Below are 15579 nucleotides of genomic sequence, written 5' to 3'. Positions count from 1 at the left end.
ATTACTGAAAACAATTATCCCTTTTCCAGCCAGTGTCCTTACTCTTTAATGAAAATCAGGCTAAATCGTATTGTCTTTCATCCAGACTACCTTTTGCTCAGAATCATGATCCATACCAATGATATCTCTGTAGAGCTCCGGTCTTCTTGCTTTTACATACCTGCTTCCACCCGACTGAATAAGCTTTTCACCGGAAATAGTAACCGTTTCAAAACTGTCATCGAAAGAACGGCATTCTGCAATGACATCGCCAAACGGATCAATAATCATGGAACATCCGTTTTTCAGCTGATCATCATCCATTCCTACAGGATTTGAGAAAACCACATAAATTCCGTTATCGTAAGCTCTTGCCGGCAGCCACTTCATCAGCCAGTCCCGTCCTTTCATTCCGTTAAATTCCAGACGTAAGGAGGTAGGATCTTTTTCTCTGTTTTGCCAAAGCTCAGGATCTACAAAACCTGCTCCGGGTCTGGTTGAAGGAGTACACATTGTAACATGAGGCATGAAGATAATATCAGCACCAAGAAGTTTTGTAGCTCTTACATTTTCAACGATATTATTATCATAGCAGATAAGGATGCCGCATTTCCAGCCGTGAATATCAAAAACACAATATTGATTTCCTGGAGTCAGATGGGTATTGATAAATGGATGCAGCTTTCGGTACTTGGCTTTCAGACCGCTTTTATCAACACATACATAAGCTTTGAACAGATTATTATTTTCATCTTTTTCAAAAAGACCTGCCAGTATTGTGATATTATTGGTATCAGCAATCTGCTGCAGCTTCTGAATGCTTTTTCCTTCAGGGATAAGTTCAGCAATATCAAGCAGTTGTTCTCTGGAAAGTTTTCTGGCAAAAGTATATCCGGTAATGGAACATTCGTGAAAAGCAATAACCTGTGAACCTTTCGCCGCGGCTTCGGATGCCAGTTTCTCTATCACTGAAAGGTTGTATTCTTTGTCTCCGCTTTTATTTTCAAATTGTGCGGTTGAAATTTTGAGATTGTTCATCTTTTTTTCTGCAAAGCTATCCATCAGTTCTATTCAGAAATTGTATAAAACCGACATCTGCTATGTAAACGGAATCTCTATAAAATTGACAGCCAGCTTATTTTCTGTTTTAAGATACTGCCCCGGAGTGAGTCCGATGGTATTTTTAAATTCCCGGATCAGGTGGGACTGATCAGCATAACCTGCTTCATAGGAAAGACTGGTTATGTTTTTTTGATTTGGATTATTCTTCATCAGGCTTAAAAAATGATGAAGTCTGATGATGGTGCTATATTTCTTAGGAGACAGCCCGATATGGTCTTCAAACTTGCGTTCAATATGCCGTTCAGAATACCCTGTAAAATATTCCAGTTCTTTCAGAGACAAGACACCCCGTTTCAGGAGTATATACTGCTGAACTTTAATAAGCCACAATTCCGGATTGTTTCTGGCCGAAATAAGCTCCATGAAATAATAATTCAATGCCGATATGATGGATTGGGGATCTTCGTTATTATAAAGACCTTCCTGGAATGGAAGAAGCTCATCCTTTACAATATCTGAAGCTGAGATAATTTCATTTTTGATGTCTTTGGCTGCAACACCGAAAAGAAGATTAAAAAAATAAGGCTGAAATACAACTGCCAGTAAAGAAAACCGTCCTTTTGTACTCAGATCTTTATACTGTGTAGGCTGTCCATAGAAAAAAGATAATGGCAGGTTCTTATTCTGTCCGTTATACATACTTATATCCGGTGAAATGATAAGACCTGTATTACCATCAGCAAATAACCGCAGATTTTTGTTTATATCTTCTGGATTTTTTAAAAAGATATAATGTTTTATATAACTTGCCAGTGGCTTGGGAGGAGCGATCTGCATAACTACAATTTAAGCTTTTTTATGATCCACGGCAAAGTAAGTCCTTGCCCTAAAAGTGATATTAATACAACCGCTATCGATAAAAAAATAATTTCGCTTCGCAGAGGAAAAGATTCACCGCTATTTAACGTCACAGGGATCCCCAAAGCAATCGCTAATGAGACAATACCACGCATTCCCGACCAGGTAATAATAAAACTGGTTTTGGAGTCGAATAATGCTTCTTCACTGATTTTTCTTTTACCCTGAAATGCTTTCTGAAGATTAAACTGCTGCAGATACACTCTTGCCATCCTTATCAGTAAAGTGACCAGAACAATTACCAGAGCATATCCTGCATAAGTCCATACCTGAATATGAGGGATTTTTTTCAGGATAATCGGAAATTCAAGACCTATTAACAAAAAGATCAGGCCATTAAGCAGAAAAATAATAATATCCCAAAAATTTCTGGACTGTTCTTTCACATGATCCGGAAACTTATTTCTGCTGAGTCTGGACATTCCCAGCCCCAATACGACAACGGCAATAACTCCTGATACCTCAAAATGTTCTGCGATAAGGTAAGTAACGAAGGGCATTAAAAGAATTAAGCTGTTAACTACCATCGCATCTTTTCGAAAAAAACCGATGGTAAGGGATAAAGCTTTAAAAATAATCCAGCCAATCAAAAAACCACCTCCTAAAACCATAAAAAACTCAAGCGAAGCCTTCCAGGTTACAAAACTGATCCCTGTAACAGCTGCTATGGCAAAGCGATAGGCAACCAAAGCAGAAGCATCATTGATGAGGCTCTCCCCTTCCAGTATAGTTATTGTTCTGTGCGAAAGCCCAAGTCCTTTCGTAACCCCCACTGCGGCTACAGCATCAGTAGCGGAAAGAATAGAGCCAAGAACAAAGGCCAGAGGCCATGTCATCCCCGGAATTAAATAATAGGCAATGACCGCAATACCGGCTGTAGTCAGAAATACAAGTCCTATGGCTAATGTTCCAATGGTATTCAGATTGGTCTTAAACTGCTGAAAAGAAATATTAAAAGCCGCATCATACAGCAGCGGAGGCAGGAACAACAGCATAATAATTTCAGGATTGATTTCTATTTCAGGCATTGCAGGAACAAAACCTATCATAATACCTGCAATTAAAAGAAGCATAGGTACCGGAATTTTTATTTTTCCGGCTAGTCCTGATAATCCGATCATTAAGGCCATGATTACTAATATGACTGCATAGTTTTCCATCAGACTGTATTGAATCTTTTAAAGTTTGTAAACATAAATTCTTATCAGCAAAAGTAATTATTTCTAATGAGCGTCTGCCTTTTTTAAGCTTTAATTATAATTTACCTGCCTTTAAAATCATTTTACCAACAGTAAAAAATGATCTGGAAAAGCTTTATTTATGAATATAAATTGGTTTTTTTTTTTTGGTTAGATTTTTGAACTCTATCCTGTAAGTTGAAATAATTTATTTCTTCATTACTCTAAATTCCAAATCACTTAAAATAATATAATATGTCAACACAAAATCTCACCCATCTGGAAGCGATCAAAAAGATCAAGGAACTCTCTGAAAGTGCAAAAATATGTATGTTTTGTACAGAATTAGAAACAGTGCCTGTCAATTCCCGCCCTATGACCCTACAGGAAACTGATGACAGCGGCAATCTCTGGTTTATCAGCAGCGGAACCAGCAATAAAAATTTTGAAATAAAGGAAGACCGCAGAGTACAGTTGTTTTTTATGAACAATAGTGATGCCCAATATCTTTCAGTTTACGGTAAAGCCTCTGTCTATAAAGATAAAGCAACCATAGAAGAAAAATGGTCTCCTCTTGCAAAAGCATGGTTTGACGGAAAAGATGATCCCAACGTTACAATCATTCGTGTAGAGCCCAAAGAAACGTACTACTGGGATACTAAAGCAGGAAAACTGGTCAGTCTTTTCAACTTTGTAGCCTCTGCTATTGTAGGTCATAAAACAAATAACTCTGACGGCGTAGAAGGAAACGCAATTGTATAAAGCAAAAGATGGATCGGGAAACCCCGATCCATCTTTTTACAACATAAAATATTGGCAATAAAAAATGTAGGATTCAGAATCCTGATCACTGATTAAGTTAGAATCTTTTTATTTCTTCACGTCCGAAATTAACGCTCCGAAATTGATATGCAGAACATTTCCGTTTGGCATTACCAAGGCTGGTACAGATATTACACCGGCTTTTTCCGCATCCTGAATTCTGTTTCTGTCATTTCCCAAATGGACAACCTCTATATTTCCGGCCCCGATAAGGTTGATAATATCGTGTTCTGCACTTACACAGACTGAACATCCTGCGTGATAAAAAATTGGCTTTTTCATAAGATCTACTTTAACTGTTAAGCGTTTTAAGAATTGTTTTAAGTTCTTCTGTTTCCTTTTCAGTAAGAGGTTTTAACGGACTTCTTAAATTTCCGCCCTCTTCTCCTAAGATGTTTAAACCTGCCTTAACAGCTCTTGGCAGACCTTTATTGACAATAAATTTCAAAAGGTCAAACTGTCTGTAGAATACATCTTTTGCTTTCTCCAGATTCCCTTCTTCAATAGCCCTATACAGATCGATATTTAGTTCCGGAATCAAATTGGGAGCGGCTGTACACCATCCTCTTGCCCCTGCAGTAAATGCTGCCAGCGCCAGCGGATTGGAACCATTATAGAAAGCTGTTTCTTCACCCAGTTCTTTTCGTAAATAATGCATTCTCTGGATATCTCCCGTGCTTTCCTTGATCATAGTAACATTTGGAATCTCCAAAAGTCTTTTAAGAAGAGCTGGAGACATATCCACTCCACTGGTTGCCGGATTATTATAAGCCATAATAGGAATAGAAATTTTACCGGCAACAGCATCATAATGGGTAACAATTTCATCATCAGTGAGCTTCCAGTAACTCATAGGAATGATCATAACAGCATCAGCACCGGCTTTTTCAGCAAATTGAGCATGATGAATAGTCTTTTCAGTGGTAAGATTTGATACTCCCACCAGCGTAGGAACCCTTCCGCCCGTCTGTTGTACCGCTGCTTCCGTAATTGCTTCCTTTTCATCATCAGACAGATAAGGCATTACCCCTGTACTTCCCAATGGTGCAATCCCGTGGCTTCCGGAAACAATGAGTCTTTCTACCAATTTTTTAAAGAGAGGAATATCTACCTTTTCATTCCGGTCAAAAGGAGTGATAGGATAAGCGATTATTCCTTTAAATGGAACATTTTTCATGTTTTAAATGTTTTAAAATTAAAGATGTTTATTTCTTATTAATCATTAAGAAAAGTTTAAGCGTAAAGAAAACAATCAGTCTTTTTTAATTTTTTAAAAATCTTCATTATCTGTATTGTGTTTTTTTCAGAAGATTTTCACCATGATTAAATAGTATTTGATTCGCCTTTTATTTAAAATAAGCTTGGTTCTCTTTAATCTGCTTAAACTTTACCTATTCTTAATGATTACAGGTCTCTCCCTTCTTCTTCTCTTAAGGCTACGCCAAGATTCTGCAGCTGGGGTGCGTTTTCACATGCCAGATATTTGGCTGATTCTGTATCGCTGAGGTTTTGGTGCCTGTGCCATGCCCATGAAGGAATATAAACTGCATCACCCGCTTCCCAGTATACTCTTTCATCTTCTACTTCTGTCCATCCTTTTCCTTCAATCACATAAAGTACCGTCTCATACGTATGACGGTGTCTGTTGGTTTGCTGTCCCGGAAGCAATCCGCCAATCGTCATGCTTACATTTTTACTCGGAAGATCCACAAAGAAGACAGGATGCTTTCTTTCTGTAGAAAACTGATTATGCTCCCCTGCATTCTCTACATTCTTATGGATTAAGTGACTTGGCTTTACATACTTTGGTCTTGCAAATGTTTCGTGAAAATCTTTTGAACTGAAATCTTTTTTGTCCATGATGTTTTAAAATTAATTGTTTTGTGCTTTATTGCATGACAAAATTATCTTATATTTGGACTGTTTAAATGACTCAGTTTTTACATAAATAGATAGTCCAGATGCTTCGACCTTGGAAATTAGAATTGGAAATAGATAAAAATCTTGACAAAGCAGTTTATTTGCAGATTGCTGACAGTATTATAACAGATATACGCTCTGGCCGGCTAAAAGCAGGTGATGCACTTCCCGGCAGCCGAAATATGGCAGCAACACTAAAAATCAATAGAAATACGGTTGTGGAAGCATATCAGGTACTGATCAATGAAGAATGGGTGATTTCTAAGGAACGGAAAGGAATTTTTATCTCTGACAAGCTCCATGTTTTAAAGGAAAAAAGGAAAGAAAAACCCCCTGATTTCTCAGACCGGGGAGTCCAGCAACATGGAGCCATAATTAATTTTGATGATGGGCATCCGGACAGTAAAATTGCACCTGTAAACGAACTTGCCAGAGCTTACAGACAGATTTTCAGTATAAAAGCAAAGTGGCAGATGATGGGATATGGAAATGAACATGGAGAAACGGAATTCCGGAAAATGATTTCCAAAATGCTCAACCATCAAAGGGGAATGCAAATTGATGAAAATGAAATTTCTATCACCAGAGGAAGCCAGATGGCTATGTTTCTTACTGCTCAGAGTTTATTAGCCCCTGATGATTACATTATTGTAGAAGATCCCGGCTATAAACCGGCATGGCAGGCTTTCGAATATGCGGGGGCCCAACTTGTGCCTGCACCTGTAGATAAAGAAGGGATTTGTATTGAATCTGTCGAAAAACTTTTGAACCAAAATAAAAATATAAAAGCAATTTATATTACTCCCCACAGACAGTATCCTACAACAGTCACTCTCAGTTTGGCACGAAGACTTAGGCTGGTAGAGCTATCCAATCAGTATAATATCACCATTATTGAAGATGATTATGATAATGAATTTCATTTCGGATATCGTCCCATTCTTCCTCTCTCAAGTTTTCCTGAGCTGAATAATTATGTTTATATTGGGACGTTAAGTAAAGTGGTAGCACCTGCTTTAAGAATTGGCTATCTTGCGACCAAAGATCAAAAATTATTAGAAAAAATAGGAAATCTGAGAAAGATTATTGATGTACATGGGGACGTAATTATGGAGCATGCCGTTCTTCAGCTCATCAAGGAGGGGGCGGTAAAAAAACATATTAAAAAAGCAACCATTCACTACAAAAATAAGAGAGACTTTGTCTATGAGCTTTTAACCCAATATATGAAAGAAGTTGCTGATTTTGTATTACCCGAAGGAGGCCTTGCTTTTTGGATCGTACCAAAAGCAAAACTCGATTGGGATACAGTTACCGCATTATTACTGGAAAAAAATATTAAAATCATTCATCCTAAGCAATATAGCCATCATCCCGTTAATGGTTTCAGATTAAGCTACGGAGCACTTCCGGAAGAGCAGCTGGAACAAAGTATTAAAACTATTTCCATGGTCTTTACAAAGTTATCAAAATAGTTTTTCAGCCACTGAAAACAGATTTACAAAGTCAATCCTTATTACTCTTGTATTGAGACAGTTCTATTGAAAAAACTATGTAAATCTGTAAAAAGCGGGCGAATTATATATATCCTAATACAGCCTTTGTATGGAGAGATAGACCTCCCGCTTCATATTGGCCACGTTAGTATCATCTTTATTATCTACGATGATAAAGAAATAGACTCTATACCATTTTGCTTCCATGATGATATCCAGCACTTCTACTTCCTGAGAAGGGGTTGTAGGATTTATATTGGCTGTAGTTGTTCCTGTAAGAGTCTGGTTGTCGCCATATCCCTGATAAATTCCATTATCCAGATTTACCCAGCCTCCGTTGGCTGTTGTACTTGATAAGGAGCCATCATTTCCCGGTGCTCCACTGGAAGAACCTGCAGGATTTAGAACAATATTACTATAAGCAAACCGGTCAACATTGGACAAGGCAGAAACCCAGATTTTTACTTTTGCATTAGAAATATTCACTAATCTGGGATTGAAGGCAATAGAGGAAGATCCGGATACAGGACTTGAAAAATACCCGTCAAGTCTGATCTTGTCCCCTAAAATTGGAAGATCAAATAAATTGGAACTTAGCCAGTTTGAAGAAATCGTTCCATTGACTCCTCCTCCCCCTAAATTCGCACTTCCCCAGGTTCCGTGATAAAAAATTTGTTCACCTTTATCAATACTTCCATCATTTTCACTACTTCCAAATGCGTATTTCCATACACTGCCATCAAACATATAGTAGCCGGATTTTACAACATTAACCGTTTTAATAGAAGGACTTGTAACCGGAGAGGTGACGTAAACCAATGTTCCAGTCTGTTCAGATCCATATTTTGAATCCCCTAATTTTAACTGATCACCTGTCAGCCTGGGAGCAATTACTCCTTCAGCGCTTGTTCCGTCAACAGCTTTTGCTGTAACATCTAATGTGGCTTTTGGAAGAACATTATTAATCCCTACTTGTGCAAAATTTAGCGAAAAACAAAATAAAAATGCTGTGGTTAATAAACTTGTTTTCATTTAATATTTTTTATGATTGTTAATTTTCAGTAATGAATGGTATATAAATTTAAATCAAAAAAAACATATAACAAAATTATTTCACACAATATCTTATTATAAGTGAATAAAATCATATTGTTAAACATCAATATATAATGAATTGATTTATAAACGAAAAGCAGTAAGCATATCAACCAAAATCTACTATAGTGAAAGTACCATTGTTTGATATGCTGAACTACTCCGCTTAAGAATTTTCAGAATAAGATAATATGTATGTATTTTTTATAATCCTTAATTATTATTCAGTAACTGAATTTCAAAATAACTTCCTACACCCGCCCCTGAAAGTGTAGTAGGGTTAGATATAAGGGTAAGTCCTCCTGTAGCACCGAAATAATAGGTTTTACCAGCAGTTAACTGGCAAATTCCCAGGAAGGTGTTGGCTACGCCTACATTGTTAATCCCTGTTCCAAAATCCCCTTTTATATAAGAAGAAGGAACTGAAAAACACATCACCCAATTGTTACTTGTTCCATCTACAAAGCCAAACATAACATTAGAAATTGAAGATATATTTTGGTTAGGGTCCGTGAACTTAGAGGAAACCGTCATAGAAATCCGGTACATCCCCGTATCCGGTGCTGTAAAATAGCCACTGGCTGTATTGAAATAGCTTCCTAAATTATCAATAGCTGTAAAACCGGTTAATCTATTGATCGAATATAAACCTGGCCCCGTTAATTTGTTTTGAGCCAGATAAGCTCTGGTAATTCCCTGAACATCATTTCTCCTTTTTTTTATGGTACCGTCTGCATCTGCTACCAAAGCAACATCCGAAGTACTGGTACTCAGCGGGATACTTTCAATTTTAGCGCCGCCAGCCACATGAAGTTTTGTATCCGGAGTCGTTGTACCTATCCCTACATTACCGCTGGTATCTATCCCCAGACGTACAGAATTGCCGGTCATAAAATATAAGGAATGGCTGCTGTAATTGCCCAGCCAGGCAGCATCTGTACCTATATATGATCTTAACTTCACCGTTCCGTTACTATGCTGTATTCCGTAAGAATTATTGGAAGTAGTCACATCCAGTTTGGTTTGAGGGTTAGAAGTACCTATCCCTACTCGTTTATTCAAAGCATCTATAGAAAAAGTAGTTCCATCTACAGAAAACATATTGGTTGTGGTTCCGGTAAATGTTAGTGACTTATCTTCCTGGGTTACGGTTCTGTCTTCTTTGATCGTTCCATTTGAATTGTAGATGTTGATATTAGCAGCAGCTGTTGTCCATGAAGGGGCTATTCCGGCACCATTCGATGTAAGGACCTGCCCTGACGTCCCCGCTGTACCTGATACGGTTGCATTCCCTCCCACGTTCAGTTCATTGGTTAATTGCATTGATCCATTGATATGCAGTTTCTTTTGAGGAACAGAAGTTCCTATTCCAACATTTCCAGCGACACCATCAGCAGTTTGCATGATGATATTCCCTTTTCCTTTTGCGTTTAGTGTAAGATCAAGATTAGAAGTTGAACCTACCGTTTGTATCCCTGTAGAACCAATTCCCAAACCTCCCGTAAGATTCGCATTCATAAATGAAGCAATAACCTGATAAAGATTTGTGGTATCTCCGTCTACAACAGTAAGCCGCTGTACCGGATTAATACTGCCTATACCTACCCTGTGATTGGCGGCATCCACTGAAAAAGTATTTCTGTCTATAGAAAACGCATTCTCTGCCGACCCTATAAAAGCAAGTTGATAAGCAAGTTGATTTACCAGTCTGTTCTCTGTAAGAAATCCGTTACTGTTATAAATATTCAAATTGTTAGGGTCTATTAATTTTACCCATGCACTGCCATCATAAAAATAATATCCAGTAGATGTAATATTAGCCGCCTGCCCCACCCCAAAGCCTGTTGTCGCGTTATTGATATAGATTAATGTTGACGCAGGAACTCCAAGCATACTTTCTGCCCTCTGACGGTCGACTCTTGGAATGAGAAGTCCATCAACATTAGAGGTTGTTCCTGTTTCATTTTTAGCTTTGATATCTAAAGTAGCAGCAGAAGACGGAGTATTTATTCCTATTTGGGAATAGACAGATATAGAGAAAAGAATCATACCTGCTGACAGAAATGTTTGCCCGTTTTGTATTAGTTTCATATTGGTGATCTTTTTAAAATTAGTAATGATTATTGGTGATAAATTTTTAACATGATAAATTTTAAAAAACAAAACCGCAGAAGACAGATATCCTTTTTAAACCGTCAGCTAAAATGATTTCAGTTTACTGAGTGATTTGATCTGTAATGCTTATTTGCTTTTCTGCAGTTAACTTAGGATTCTCTAAACCGTTCTGCAATAAGATAGCTGTTAATATTCTGGAATATTAATACCTTACAGATCATTTGAATGAAATAGTAAAAAAGGGTAATCCATTCATATTGAATGGGTTTAAAACTGTTAAAAAGAAAAGCAAAACGTCTATTAATATTCTCGAATATTAACAGAAAAATGTTTTTTTTATCCAAAATTCACTGCTCTATGATTTTTTATTAACGCCAGTTTATACCTAAAAAAAAATAAAAGAGTGAATAACCAGCAAAAAAAACCGGATTTCAAAACCGGATAAAAAAAACCTTGCGCTTACAAGTAAGCGCAAGGTCTCAATATCTGTTTAATTTTTTTATTCGACTTCAAAAACAGCCTGAATTTCCACGGAAGAATTCACAGGAATAGATGAGGCGCCCAAAGTAGCCCGTGCATGTTTCCCTTTCTCTCCAAAAACCTCAACGGTAAGGTCTGAAGCTACATTCATAAGGTCAGCATGTTTTGTATAATCATCTTTTGTATTGAAAATCCCTGTAAGCTGAACACATTGCTTCACTTTGTCCAGGTCTCCCCCAACAGCTTCTTTTAACACTGCAATAACATTAAGCATTGTGGCTTTAGTGGCTTCTTTTACCTGCTGTTCATTAACATCCACACCCAATTTTCCGGGATTTAGAATCTTACCGTCTTTCAAAGCAACCTGATTAATGAACACCAGGTTTCCTGAACGTACAAAAGGTTTATAATTTCCTGCTGGCTGGGGAACCTTGGGTAATGTTATATTCTTCTGTTTTAAAACGGTATTGATACCTTCAGCCTGTACTGCAGGAGAAGCAGTTGTCATTTTTTTACTGAAAGTACCTTTCATTGCCAGGGCTACTTTTGCAAAGTTTTTCCCCTGAAGTTCTGCCAGCTGACGCTCATCTTTTGTAGGTCTTTCTACGTCCTTTAAGGAAGCCATACTGGTGATTCCCAATACTGTATTTCCTTGAGGTATCGATTTATTAAGCTCTTCGGTACCGCGGATTCCGTTCGAAACCAAAACCATTCCGTGGACAGCAAGGCTATTCCAGAATGCCTGAAGTGCCAGTTCTTTTCCTGCGCCGCTTCCCGCAGACATGAAAACTGTAGCCGGAACACCTTCCAATCCATGATTGGTCCAAAGCTGAACGGTTTTTGATAAAAATTCGCTCATCCCAGTACTGATATTTCCGAAATAAACAGGAGAACCAAAAGCAATTCCATCATAGCTGGTAAGTTCATCTACTGTTGCTACAGGCAGGTTTTTAAGAGTAGGATTTTGTGATGTTTTAACCAATTTGATATAAGAGACTGCATTATTTTCACTTTCAATGCCTTTGGCTATTTCTTTAGCCAGTTGGTAGGTTCCTCCATTATCAGAATGGATCAAAACCAATATTTTAGCTTTATTTTGTGCCATGATATGAATGGTGTTTAATAGTAAAATTAAGATAAAAAAAGAACATAGTTTTTTCATTATAAATAAGATATAAGTTTATATTTTTTTGTTTGACTCTCAATGTTATATTTTAATCCCTGAAAAGGCAGGTTATCATCACCCTCTGATTAAAAAAATGATGACTTAAAATATCTATTTCTTTGATGTTACAAAATTACTATTGGCGTTTTTATTAAATTTGCCAAAATATATATCCAAAACGACAATGAAATGCGGCCTGCTAGAGAAAACAGAGAGCCAGTTTGTAGATACCATTGATAAGGAAGCCTATGTATGGTGTGAAAAAAACTGGAAACATGATGATTACGAGCATATTCATCATCGCGCTCAGCTCACTTTTGTAGAAGAGGGTTATCAGTATTTCCATATTGATCACAAGATTTACCTTGTACCTCAGCATCATGTGATCTGGGTACCTTCCGGAAAAGCACACCAAATAACTTCTGAGGCGAAAACGGTCAATCTGATGGTATTTTTATTCAAATCAGTTTTTGAAGAAGAGTTTTATCAGAATATTCATGTCTTTGCCGTTCCCACTGTTCTCAAAGAGATGCTGCTTTATGCTTCAAAATGGAATAAATCTTTAATAGAAAATGATGAGCAGGATATTTTCTTCAAAGCGATTTTGAAAAGTCTGCCTAACTTCTGTAAAGAAAGTAACGGACTGGAAATTCCTGTGCCCACCGATGCGAGGCTGATCCCTGTTTGTAACGAGATTAACGCTAATTTTAAATATAATCTGGACATTGATTCTTTAGCTGAAAAAGCTAAGATGTCTGTAAGATCTCTTCAGAGGATCTTTAAAAATGAAACAGGTATCACTTTACAAAAATACCTTCAGCTTACAAGGATTTTAAAAAGTATAGAACTGATAGATTCCCAACAGTATACTTTAAGCGAGATTGCCTACAAAATAGGTTATCAGAGTCTCTCAGCTTTTACATCCTCTTATTTCACTGTGATGAAAGCAAAGCCGGGAAACAATAAAAATAAAAGAGAACACTGATAAAATGTGTGGTATTATTTTAAAATTAATAATCTGTTGAGCTGACTTTTAAAGCAGCCCAAAATAAATTCTGTATAATATAGCTGAGCGTTCAAAGCCTGCGTTTTAGGATGCAGTTCCAATTTCTTGGTGAAAATGATCTCTCCTTTATAAGAAAATGAAAAATACGCAAATACTTTATAGGATGAATTTTCGCTTGATGTAGAATAACCGGTAGTGGCAATAGACCAGTCAGATTCAAATAACTTTGCAATATGCAGTGCCATTGTTTCAACTATATTTTTTGAAACAGAATCGCAATCCTCTGCTTCTTCTCTGCTTACTTTTAATAACCTCACTTGTTCCGGCAAGGTATAGGCTGTCATTCCACCTTTGTAAAATAAAGAGGCACTGGGCATCTGTGAGAAAGCAAGCTGTAAACATCCGGAAGTAACACTTTCGGCCACTGCAATCGTTTCGTCTATCGACAGTAGAGATTGGCTGATATATTCCAGCAGATTTTTTTGAAAGTCCATAATATACTATTTTAAGGGATTGGTGATCATCTTATTCCGGAAAAAATAAGGAAGAAAAAGTTGCTGAATGGATAGGAACAGCGGCTTTTTAATTCTCTTATATACCAGATTGGGGTGAAGATTATATTTAATCTATTTTCTTGCTATTCTCAAGTATTTCAAGAAACCTGTTCATATACTCCTCCTCTTTTTTTACTTTATAATATGCTGTTTTGGCATATAAAGTAAAAGAATCGGTCTCTACTCTTATTTCATCATTAGCATCCGCTGTTTCCTTTGTGTTTTTACTATGAAACTCACGGATGTGAAGAAAATATTCTTCCACATAACCGTCAATTACTTTTTTAAGCACCTCACATTTCGCGTTGTTTTTAATTTTTTCCAAAGATTTGATGAGAAATGCGGTTACTCCATATGAATTGATAATAAGCGGAAATAAAGATTCATTTTCAATAGCATTATTTTTATCATTCAATCCGGAATGCAGTAAGGTCTCGTTTTCAAATATCATATTTTAAATGGTCATTAGTTGTTGGAAGTTTTTAAATATTGTTCAAAATAATGAAGATCATCCTTGTCTTTAATGTGCAGGTAGAACATGATCTGTTCAGGCTCTTTAATTCCAATACTGCTGAAACAGTCGAAGCAGGCTATCAAGGCTTTTATGTTTTCTATATCTATACCTTTTAAGATAATAAATAACAGAAATATATTCTCTTTTATTTCTTTGGCATAAATAGCAGATCCTTCTTCATACCATTTTCCTATATTGGGTACTTTTACAAAATCTTTATGCTTTAAATTTTTTATTATTTTCTGAGAATCCATACATCATATATTTGAGTTCGTGGTAACCATACATCTTAAGAAGAACCTGTTCCGAAAAATTGTGGGATAAAAGCTAAAAACTTTACTCCACTTTTCCTCTGAGCTTACCAGAATTTTGTTGAAAATTTATATTTGAAATTTACGTCAAAATAACTCACTTCATTATGACTTGGATCATATAAATAATATTAATAAAATATTTTTCTGTTTTCTAATCTTATACTCCCTTCTTTTTCCATTTTTTTTAAAGTACGGATTACGGTTTCTACGCGCAACCCTACCAGATTAGCAAGTTCTTGTCTTGTAAAAGAAACCTGAAAACTCCCACAGCCTTCATCATGAAAACTTTTGAGATAATTAAGAATTCCCTTTAACCGCTGAACCGGATTTTGTGAAGCCAGACTCTGCATCATAATTAGTTTATAGTACACCTGCTGAGAAAAGCAGGCATTCATTTCAAGCGAAAGCTCAGGATTTTCTCTAAGCATTTCCATGAAATTACTTTTGGGAAGTTTTATAATATCTGAGGATTCAATACATACTGCATTCATAGGATAAGGATGATCCAGAAAAAGCAGCGGATCACCAAAGCTTTGATTCTTCCCCAGAATATTATGAATAAACTCTTTTCCATCTTCATTATAGTTATTGAGTTTTACTCTTCCTTTAGCAATCTGAAAATAATAAAGGGTATGATCGCCTTCTTCAAAAATCATTTCTTTGGGCTTGTAAGTTTTATCTTCTGCACCCCATGAATACAGCAAATTCTCATCGATATTCATACAACTTATCGTTTTCATAATTTCGTGTTGGTTTTTATAATTGGTCTTTATATTATACAAATATTAAACCTTACAAATTAATAAAAATGTTAAATATCGTTAAATCAATTATCAAATTTATGATTTATCATCTTTATATAATTCAATTTACCATCAAAAAACGACTATTGGCTATTTATTAAAAATAAACCATTCCAATTCATTCAAAATATCAGATATAAAAAAGCCTGTTTTCATAA

Annotated in this window: 16 protein-coding genes; 3 read left to right on the top strand and 13 right to left on the bottom strand. The window is 36.4% G+C overall.

Annotated features, from left to right (window positions below; genetic code table 11):
- Nucleotides 1-60 precede the first annotated feature (60 nt).
- The 3 genes from LF887_RS11275 to LF887_RS11265 are packed head-to-tail and all read right to left on the bottom strand — an operon-like array spanning nucleotide 61 to nucleotide 3119.
- On the bottom strand, nucleotides 61-1017 hold the full coding sequence (locus LF887_RS11275) for a nitrilase family protein (RefSeq protein ID WP_236859284.1): 957 nt from the start codon (nucleotides 1015-1017) through the stop codon (nucleotides 61-63).
- Between the two features lie 60 nt (nucleotides 1018-1077).
- Entirely contained in the window at nucleotides 1078-1878 is an 801-nt protein-coding gene (locus LF887_RS11270; protein ID WP_236859283.1) for a helix-turn-helix domain-containing protein, read from the bottom strand.
- A 2-nt stretch (nucleotides 1879-1880) separates the two neighbouring features.
- Nucleotides 1881-3119, bottom strand: a complete 1239-nt coding sequence (locus tag LF887_RS11265; RefSeq protein WP_236859282.1) for a Na+/H+ antiporter — start codon at nucleotides 3117-3119, stop codon at nucleotides 1881-1883.
- 273 nt (nucleotides 3120-3392) lie between these two features.
- On the opposite strand from LF887_RS11265, the gene LF887_RS11260 reads away from it, so the two are divergent.
- Nucleotides 3393-3899, top strand: coding sequence for a pyridoxamine 5'-phosphate oxidase family protein (locus tag LF887_RS11260; protein WP_236859281.1), 507 nt, complete (start codon nucleotides 3393-3395; stop codon nucleotides 3897-3899).
- Nucleotides 3900-4007: 108 nt separating this feature from the next.
- On the opposite strand, the gene LF887_RS11255 is transcribed toward LF887_RS11260, so the two are convergent.
- From LF887_RS11255 to LF887_RS11245, 3 genes are all read right to left on the bottom strand, one after another.
- Entirely contained in the window at nucleotides 4008-4241 is a 234-nt protein-coding gene (locus LF887_RS11255; protein ID WP_236859280.1) for a thioredoxin family protein, read from the bottom strand.
- 10 nt (nucleotides 4242-4251) lie between these two features.
- The gene (locus LF887_RS11250; protein ID WP_236859279.1) at nucleotides 4252-5136 is read right to left on the bottom strand and encodes a dihydrodipicolinate synthase family protein; all 885 of its coding nucleotides are present in this window, start codon (nucleotides 5134-5136) and stop codon (nucleotides 4252-4254) included.
- Nucleotides 5137-5363: 227 nt separating this feature from the next.
- Entirely contained in the window at nucleotides 5364-5819 is a 456-nt protein-coding gene (locus LF887_RS11245; protein WP_236859278.1) for a cupin domain-containing protein, read from the bottom strand.
- Between the two features lie 101 nt (nucleotides 5820-5920).
- Here LF887_RS11245 and LF887_RS11240 point away from each other — a divergent pair, with 101 nt between their 5' ends.
- Nucleotides 5921-7354 carry a PLP-dependent aminotransferase family protein gene (locus LF887_RS11240; RefSeq protein WP_236859277.1) on the top strand — a complete coding sequence of 478 codons (1434 nt, stop codon included), beginning with the start codon at nucleotides 5921-5923 and terminating at the stop codon, nucleotides 7352-7354.
- Nucleotides 7355-7468: 114 nt separating this feature from the next.
- Here the strand turns inward: LF887_RS11240 and LF887_RS11235 are convergent, their stop codons facing one another.
- The 3 genes from LF887_RS11235 to LF887_RS11225 form a co-directional block, all read right to left on the bottom strand.
- Complete coding sequence (locus tag LF887_RS11235; RefSeq protein ID WP_236859276.1) at nucleotides 7469-8407, bottom strand: hypothetical protein; 939 nt, start codon at nucleotides 8405-8407, stop codon at nucleotides 7469-7471.
- A gap of 276 nt (nucleotides 8408-8683) precedes the next feature.
- Nucleotides 8684-10561 (bottom strand): hypothetical protein, encoded by a 1878-nt coding sequence (locus LF887_RS11230; protein ID WP_236859275.1) that lies wholly within the window; start codon nucleotides 10559-10561, stop codon nucleotides 8684-8686.
- A 523-nt stretch (nucleotides 10562-11084) separates the two neighbouring features.
- Complete coding sequence (locus tag LF887_RS11225) at nucleotides 11085-12227, bottom strand: Atu1372/SO_1960 family protein (RefSeq protein WP_236859274.1); 1143 nt, start codon at nucleotides 12225-12227, stop codon at nucleotides 11085-11087.
- Nucleotides 12228-12414: 187 nt separating this feature from the next.
- Here LF887_RS11225 and LF887_RS11220 point away from each other — a divergent pair, with 187 nt between their 5' ends.
- The gene (locus LF887_RS11220) at nucleotides 12415-13215 is read left to right on the top strand and encodes a helix-turn-helix domain-containing protein (protein ID WP_236859273.1); all 801 of its coding nucleotides are present in this window, start codon (nucleotides 12415-12417) and stop codon (nucleotides 13213-13215) included.
- Between the two features lie 14 nt (nucleotides 13216-13229).
- Here the strand turns inward: LF887_RS11220 and LF887_RS11215 are convergent, their stop codons facing one another.
- The 4 genes from LF887_RS11215 to LF887_RS11200 all read right to left on the bottom strand — a co-directional run bounded on the left by LF887_RS11215 (nucleotide 13230) and on the right by LF887_RS11200 (nucleotide 15358).
- A complete protein-coding gene (locus LF887_RS11215; RefSeq protein ID WP_236859272.1) occupies nucleotides 13230-13730 on the bottom strand; it encodes a CinA family protein in 501 nt (166 codons plus the stop codon).
- A gap of 127 nt (nucleotides 13731-13857) precedes the next feature.
- Nucleotides 13858-14241: a hypothetical protein gene (locus LF887_RS11210; protein WP_236859271.1), complete on the bottom strand. Its 384-nt coding sequence runs from the start codon at nucleotides 14239-14241 to the stop codon at nucleotides 13858-13860.
- Nucleotides 14242-14255: 14 nt separating this feature from the next.
- Nucleotides 14256-14558, bottom strand: a complete 303-nt coding sequence (locus LF887_RS11205) for a hypothetical protein (RefSeq protein WP_236859270.1) — start codon at nucleotides 14556-14558, stop codon at nucleotides 14256-14258.
- 188 nt (nucleotides 14559-14746) lie between these two features.
- Nucleotides 14747-15358: a Crp/Fnr family transcriptional regulator gene (locus LF887_RS11200; RefSeq protein ID WP_236859269.1), complete on the bottom strand. Its 612-nt coding sequence runs from the start codon at nucleotides 15356-15358 to the stop codon at nucleotides 14747-14749.
- Nucleotides 15359-15579 lie beyond the last annotated feature (221 nt).

This window comes from Chryseobacterium sp. MEBOG06, from assembly GCF_021869765.1.
Taxonomy (GTDB): domain Bacteria; phylum Bacteroidota; class Bacteroidia; order Flavobacteriales; family Weeksellaceae; genus Chryseobacterium.
This window is presented reverse-complemented; position numbering and strand designations above follow the sequence as displayed.

Excerpts from the sequence above, each read along its gene's own strand:
- LF887_RS11250 (WP_236859279.1), bottom strand. The coding sequence starts at position 5,136 with ATGAAAAATGTTCCATTTAAAGGAATAATCGCTTATCCTATCACTCCT.
- LF887_RS11245 (WP_236859278.1), bottom strand. The coding sequence starts at position 5,819 with ATGGACAAAAAAGATTTCAGTTCAAAAGATTTTCACGAAACATTTGCA.
- LF887_RS11200 (WP_236859269.1), bottom strand. The coding sequence starts at position 15,358 with ATGAAAACGATAAGTTGTATGAATATCGATGAGAATTTGCTGTATTCA.
- LF887_RS11255 (WP_236859280.1), bottom strand. The coding sequence starts at position 4,241 with ATGAAAAAGCCAATTTTTTATCACGCAGGATGTTCAGTCTGTGTAAGT.
- LF887_RS11215 (WP_236859272.1), bottom strand. The coding sequence starts at position 13,730 with ATGGACTTTCAAAAAAATCTGCTGGAATATATCAGCCAATCTCTACTG.
- LF887_RS11265 (WP_236859282.1), bottom strand. The coding sequence starts at position 3,119 with ATGGAAAACTATGCAGTCATATTAGTAATCATGGCCTTAATGATCGGA.
- LF887_RS11260 (WP_236859281.1), top strand. The coding sequence starts at position 3,393 with ATGTCAACACAAAATCTCACCCATCTGGAAGCGATCAAAAAGATCAAG.
- LF887_RS11210 (WP_236859271.1), bottom strand. The coding sequence starts at position 14,241 with ATGATATTTGAAAACGAGACCTTACTGCATTCCGGATTGAATGATAAA.
- LF887_RS11220 (WP_236859273.1), top strand. The coding sequence starts at position 12,415 with ATGAAATGCGGCCTGCTAGAGAAAACAGAGAGCCAGTTTGTAGATACC.
- LF887_RS11205 (WP_236859270.1), bottom strand. The coding sequence starts at position 14,558 with ATGGATTCTCAGAAAATAATAAAAAATTTAAAGCATAAAGATTTTGTA.
- LF887_RS11275 (WP_236859284.1), bottom strand. The coding sequence starts at position 1,017 with ATGAACAATCTCAAAATTTCAACCGCACAATTTGAAAATAAAAGCGGA.
- LF887_RS11230 (WP_236859275.1), bottom strand. The coding sequence starts at position 10,561 with ATGAAACTAATACAAAACGGGCAAACATTTCTGTCAGCAGGTATGATT.
- LF887_RS11270 (WP_236859283.1), bottom strand. The coding sequence starts at position 1,878 with ATGCAGATCGCTCCTCCCAAGCCACTGGCAAGTTATATAAAACATTAT.
- LF887_RS11225 (WP_236859274.1), bottom strand. The coding sequence starts at position 12,227 with ATGAAAAAACTATGTTCTTTTTTTATCTTAATTTTACTATTAAACACC.
- LF887_RS11235 (WP_236859276.1), bottom strand. The coding sequence starts at position 8,407 with ATGAAAACAAGTTTATTAACCACAGCATTTTTATTTTGTTTTTCGCTA.
- LF887_RS11240 (WP_236859277.1), top strand. The coding sequence starts at position 5,921 with ATGCTTCGACCTTGGAAATTAGAATTGGAAATAGATAAAAATCTTGAC.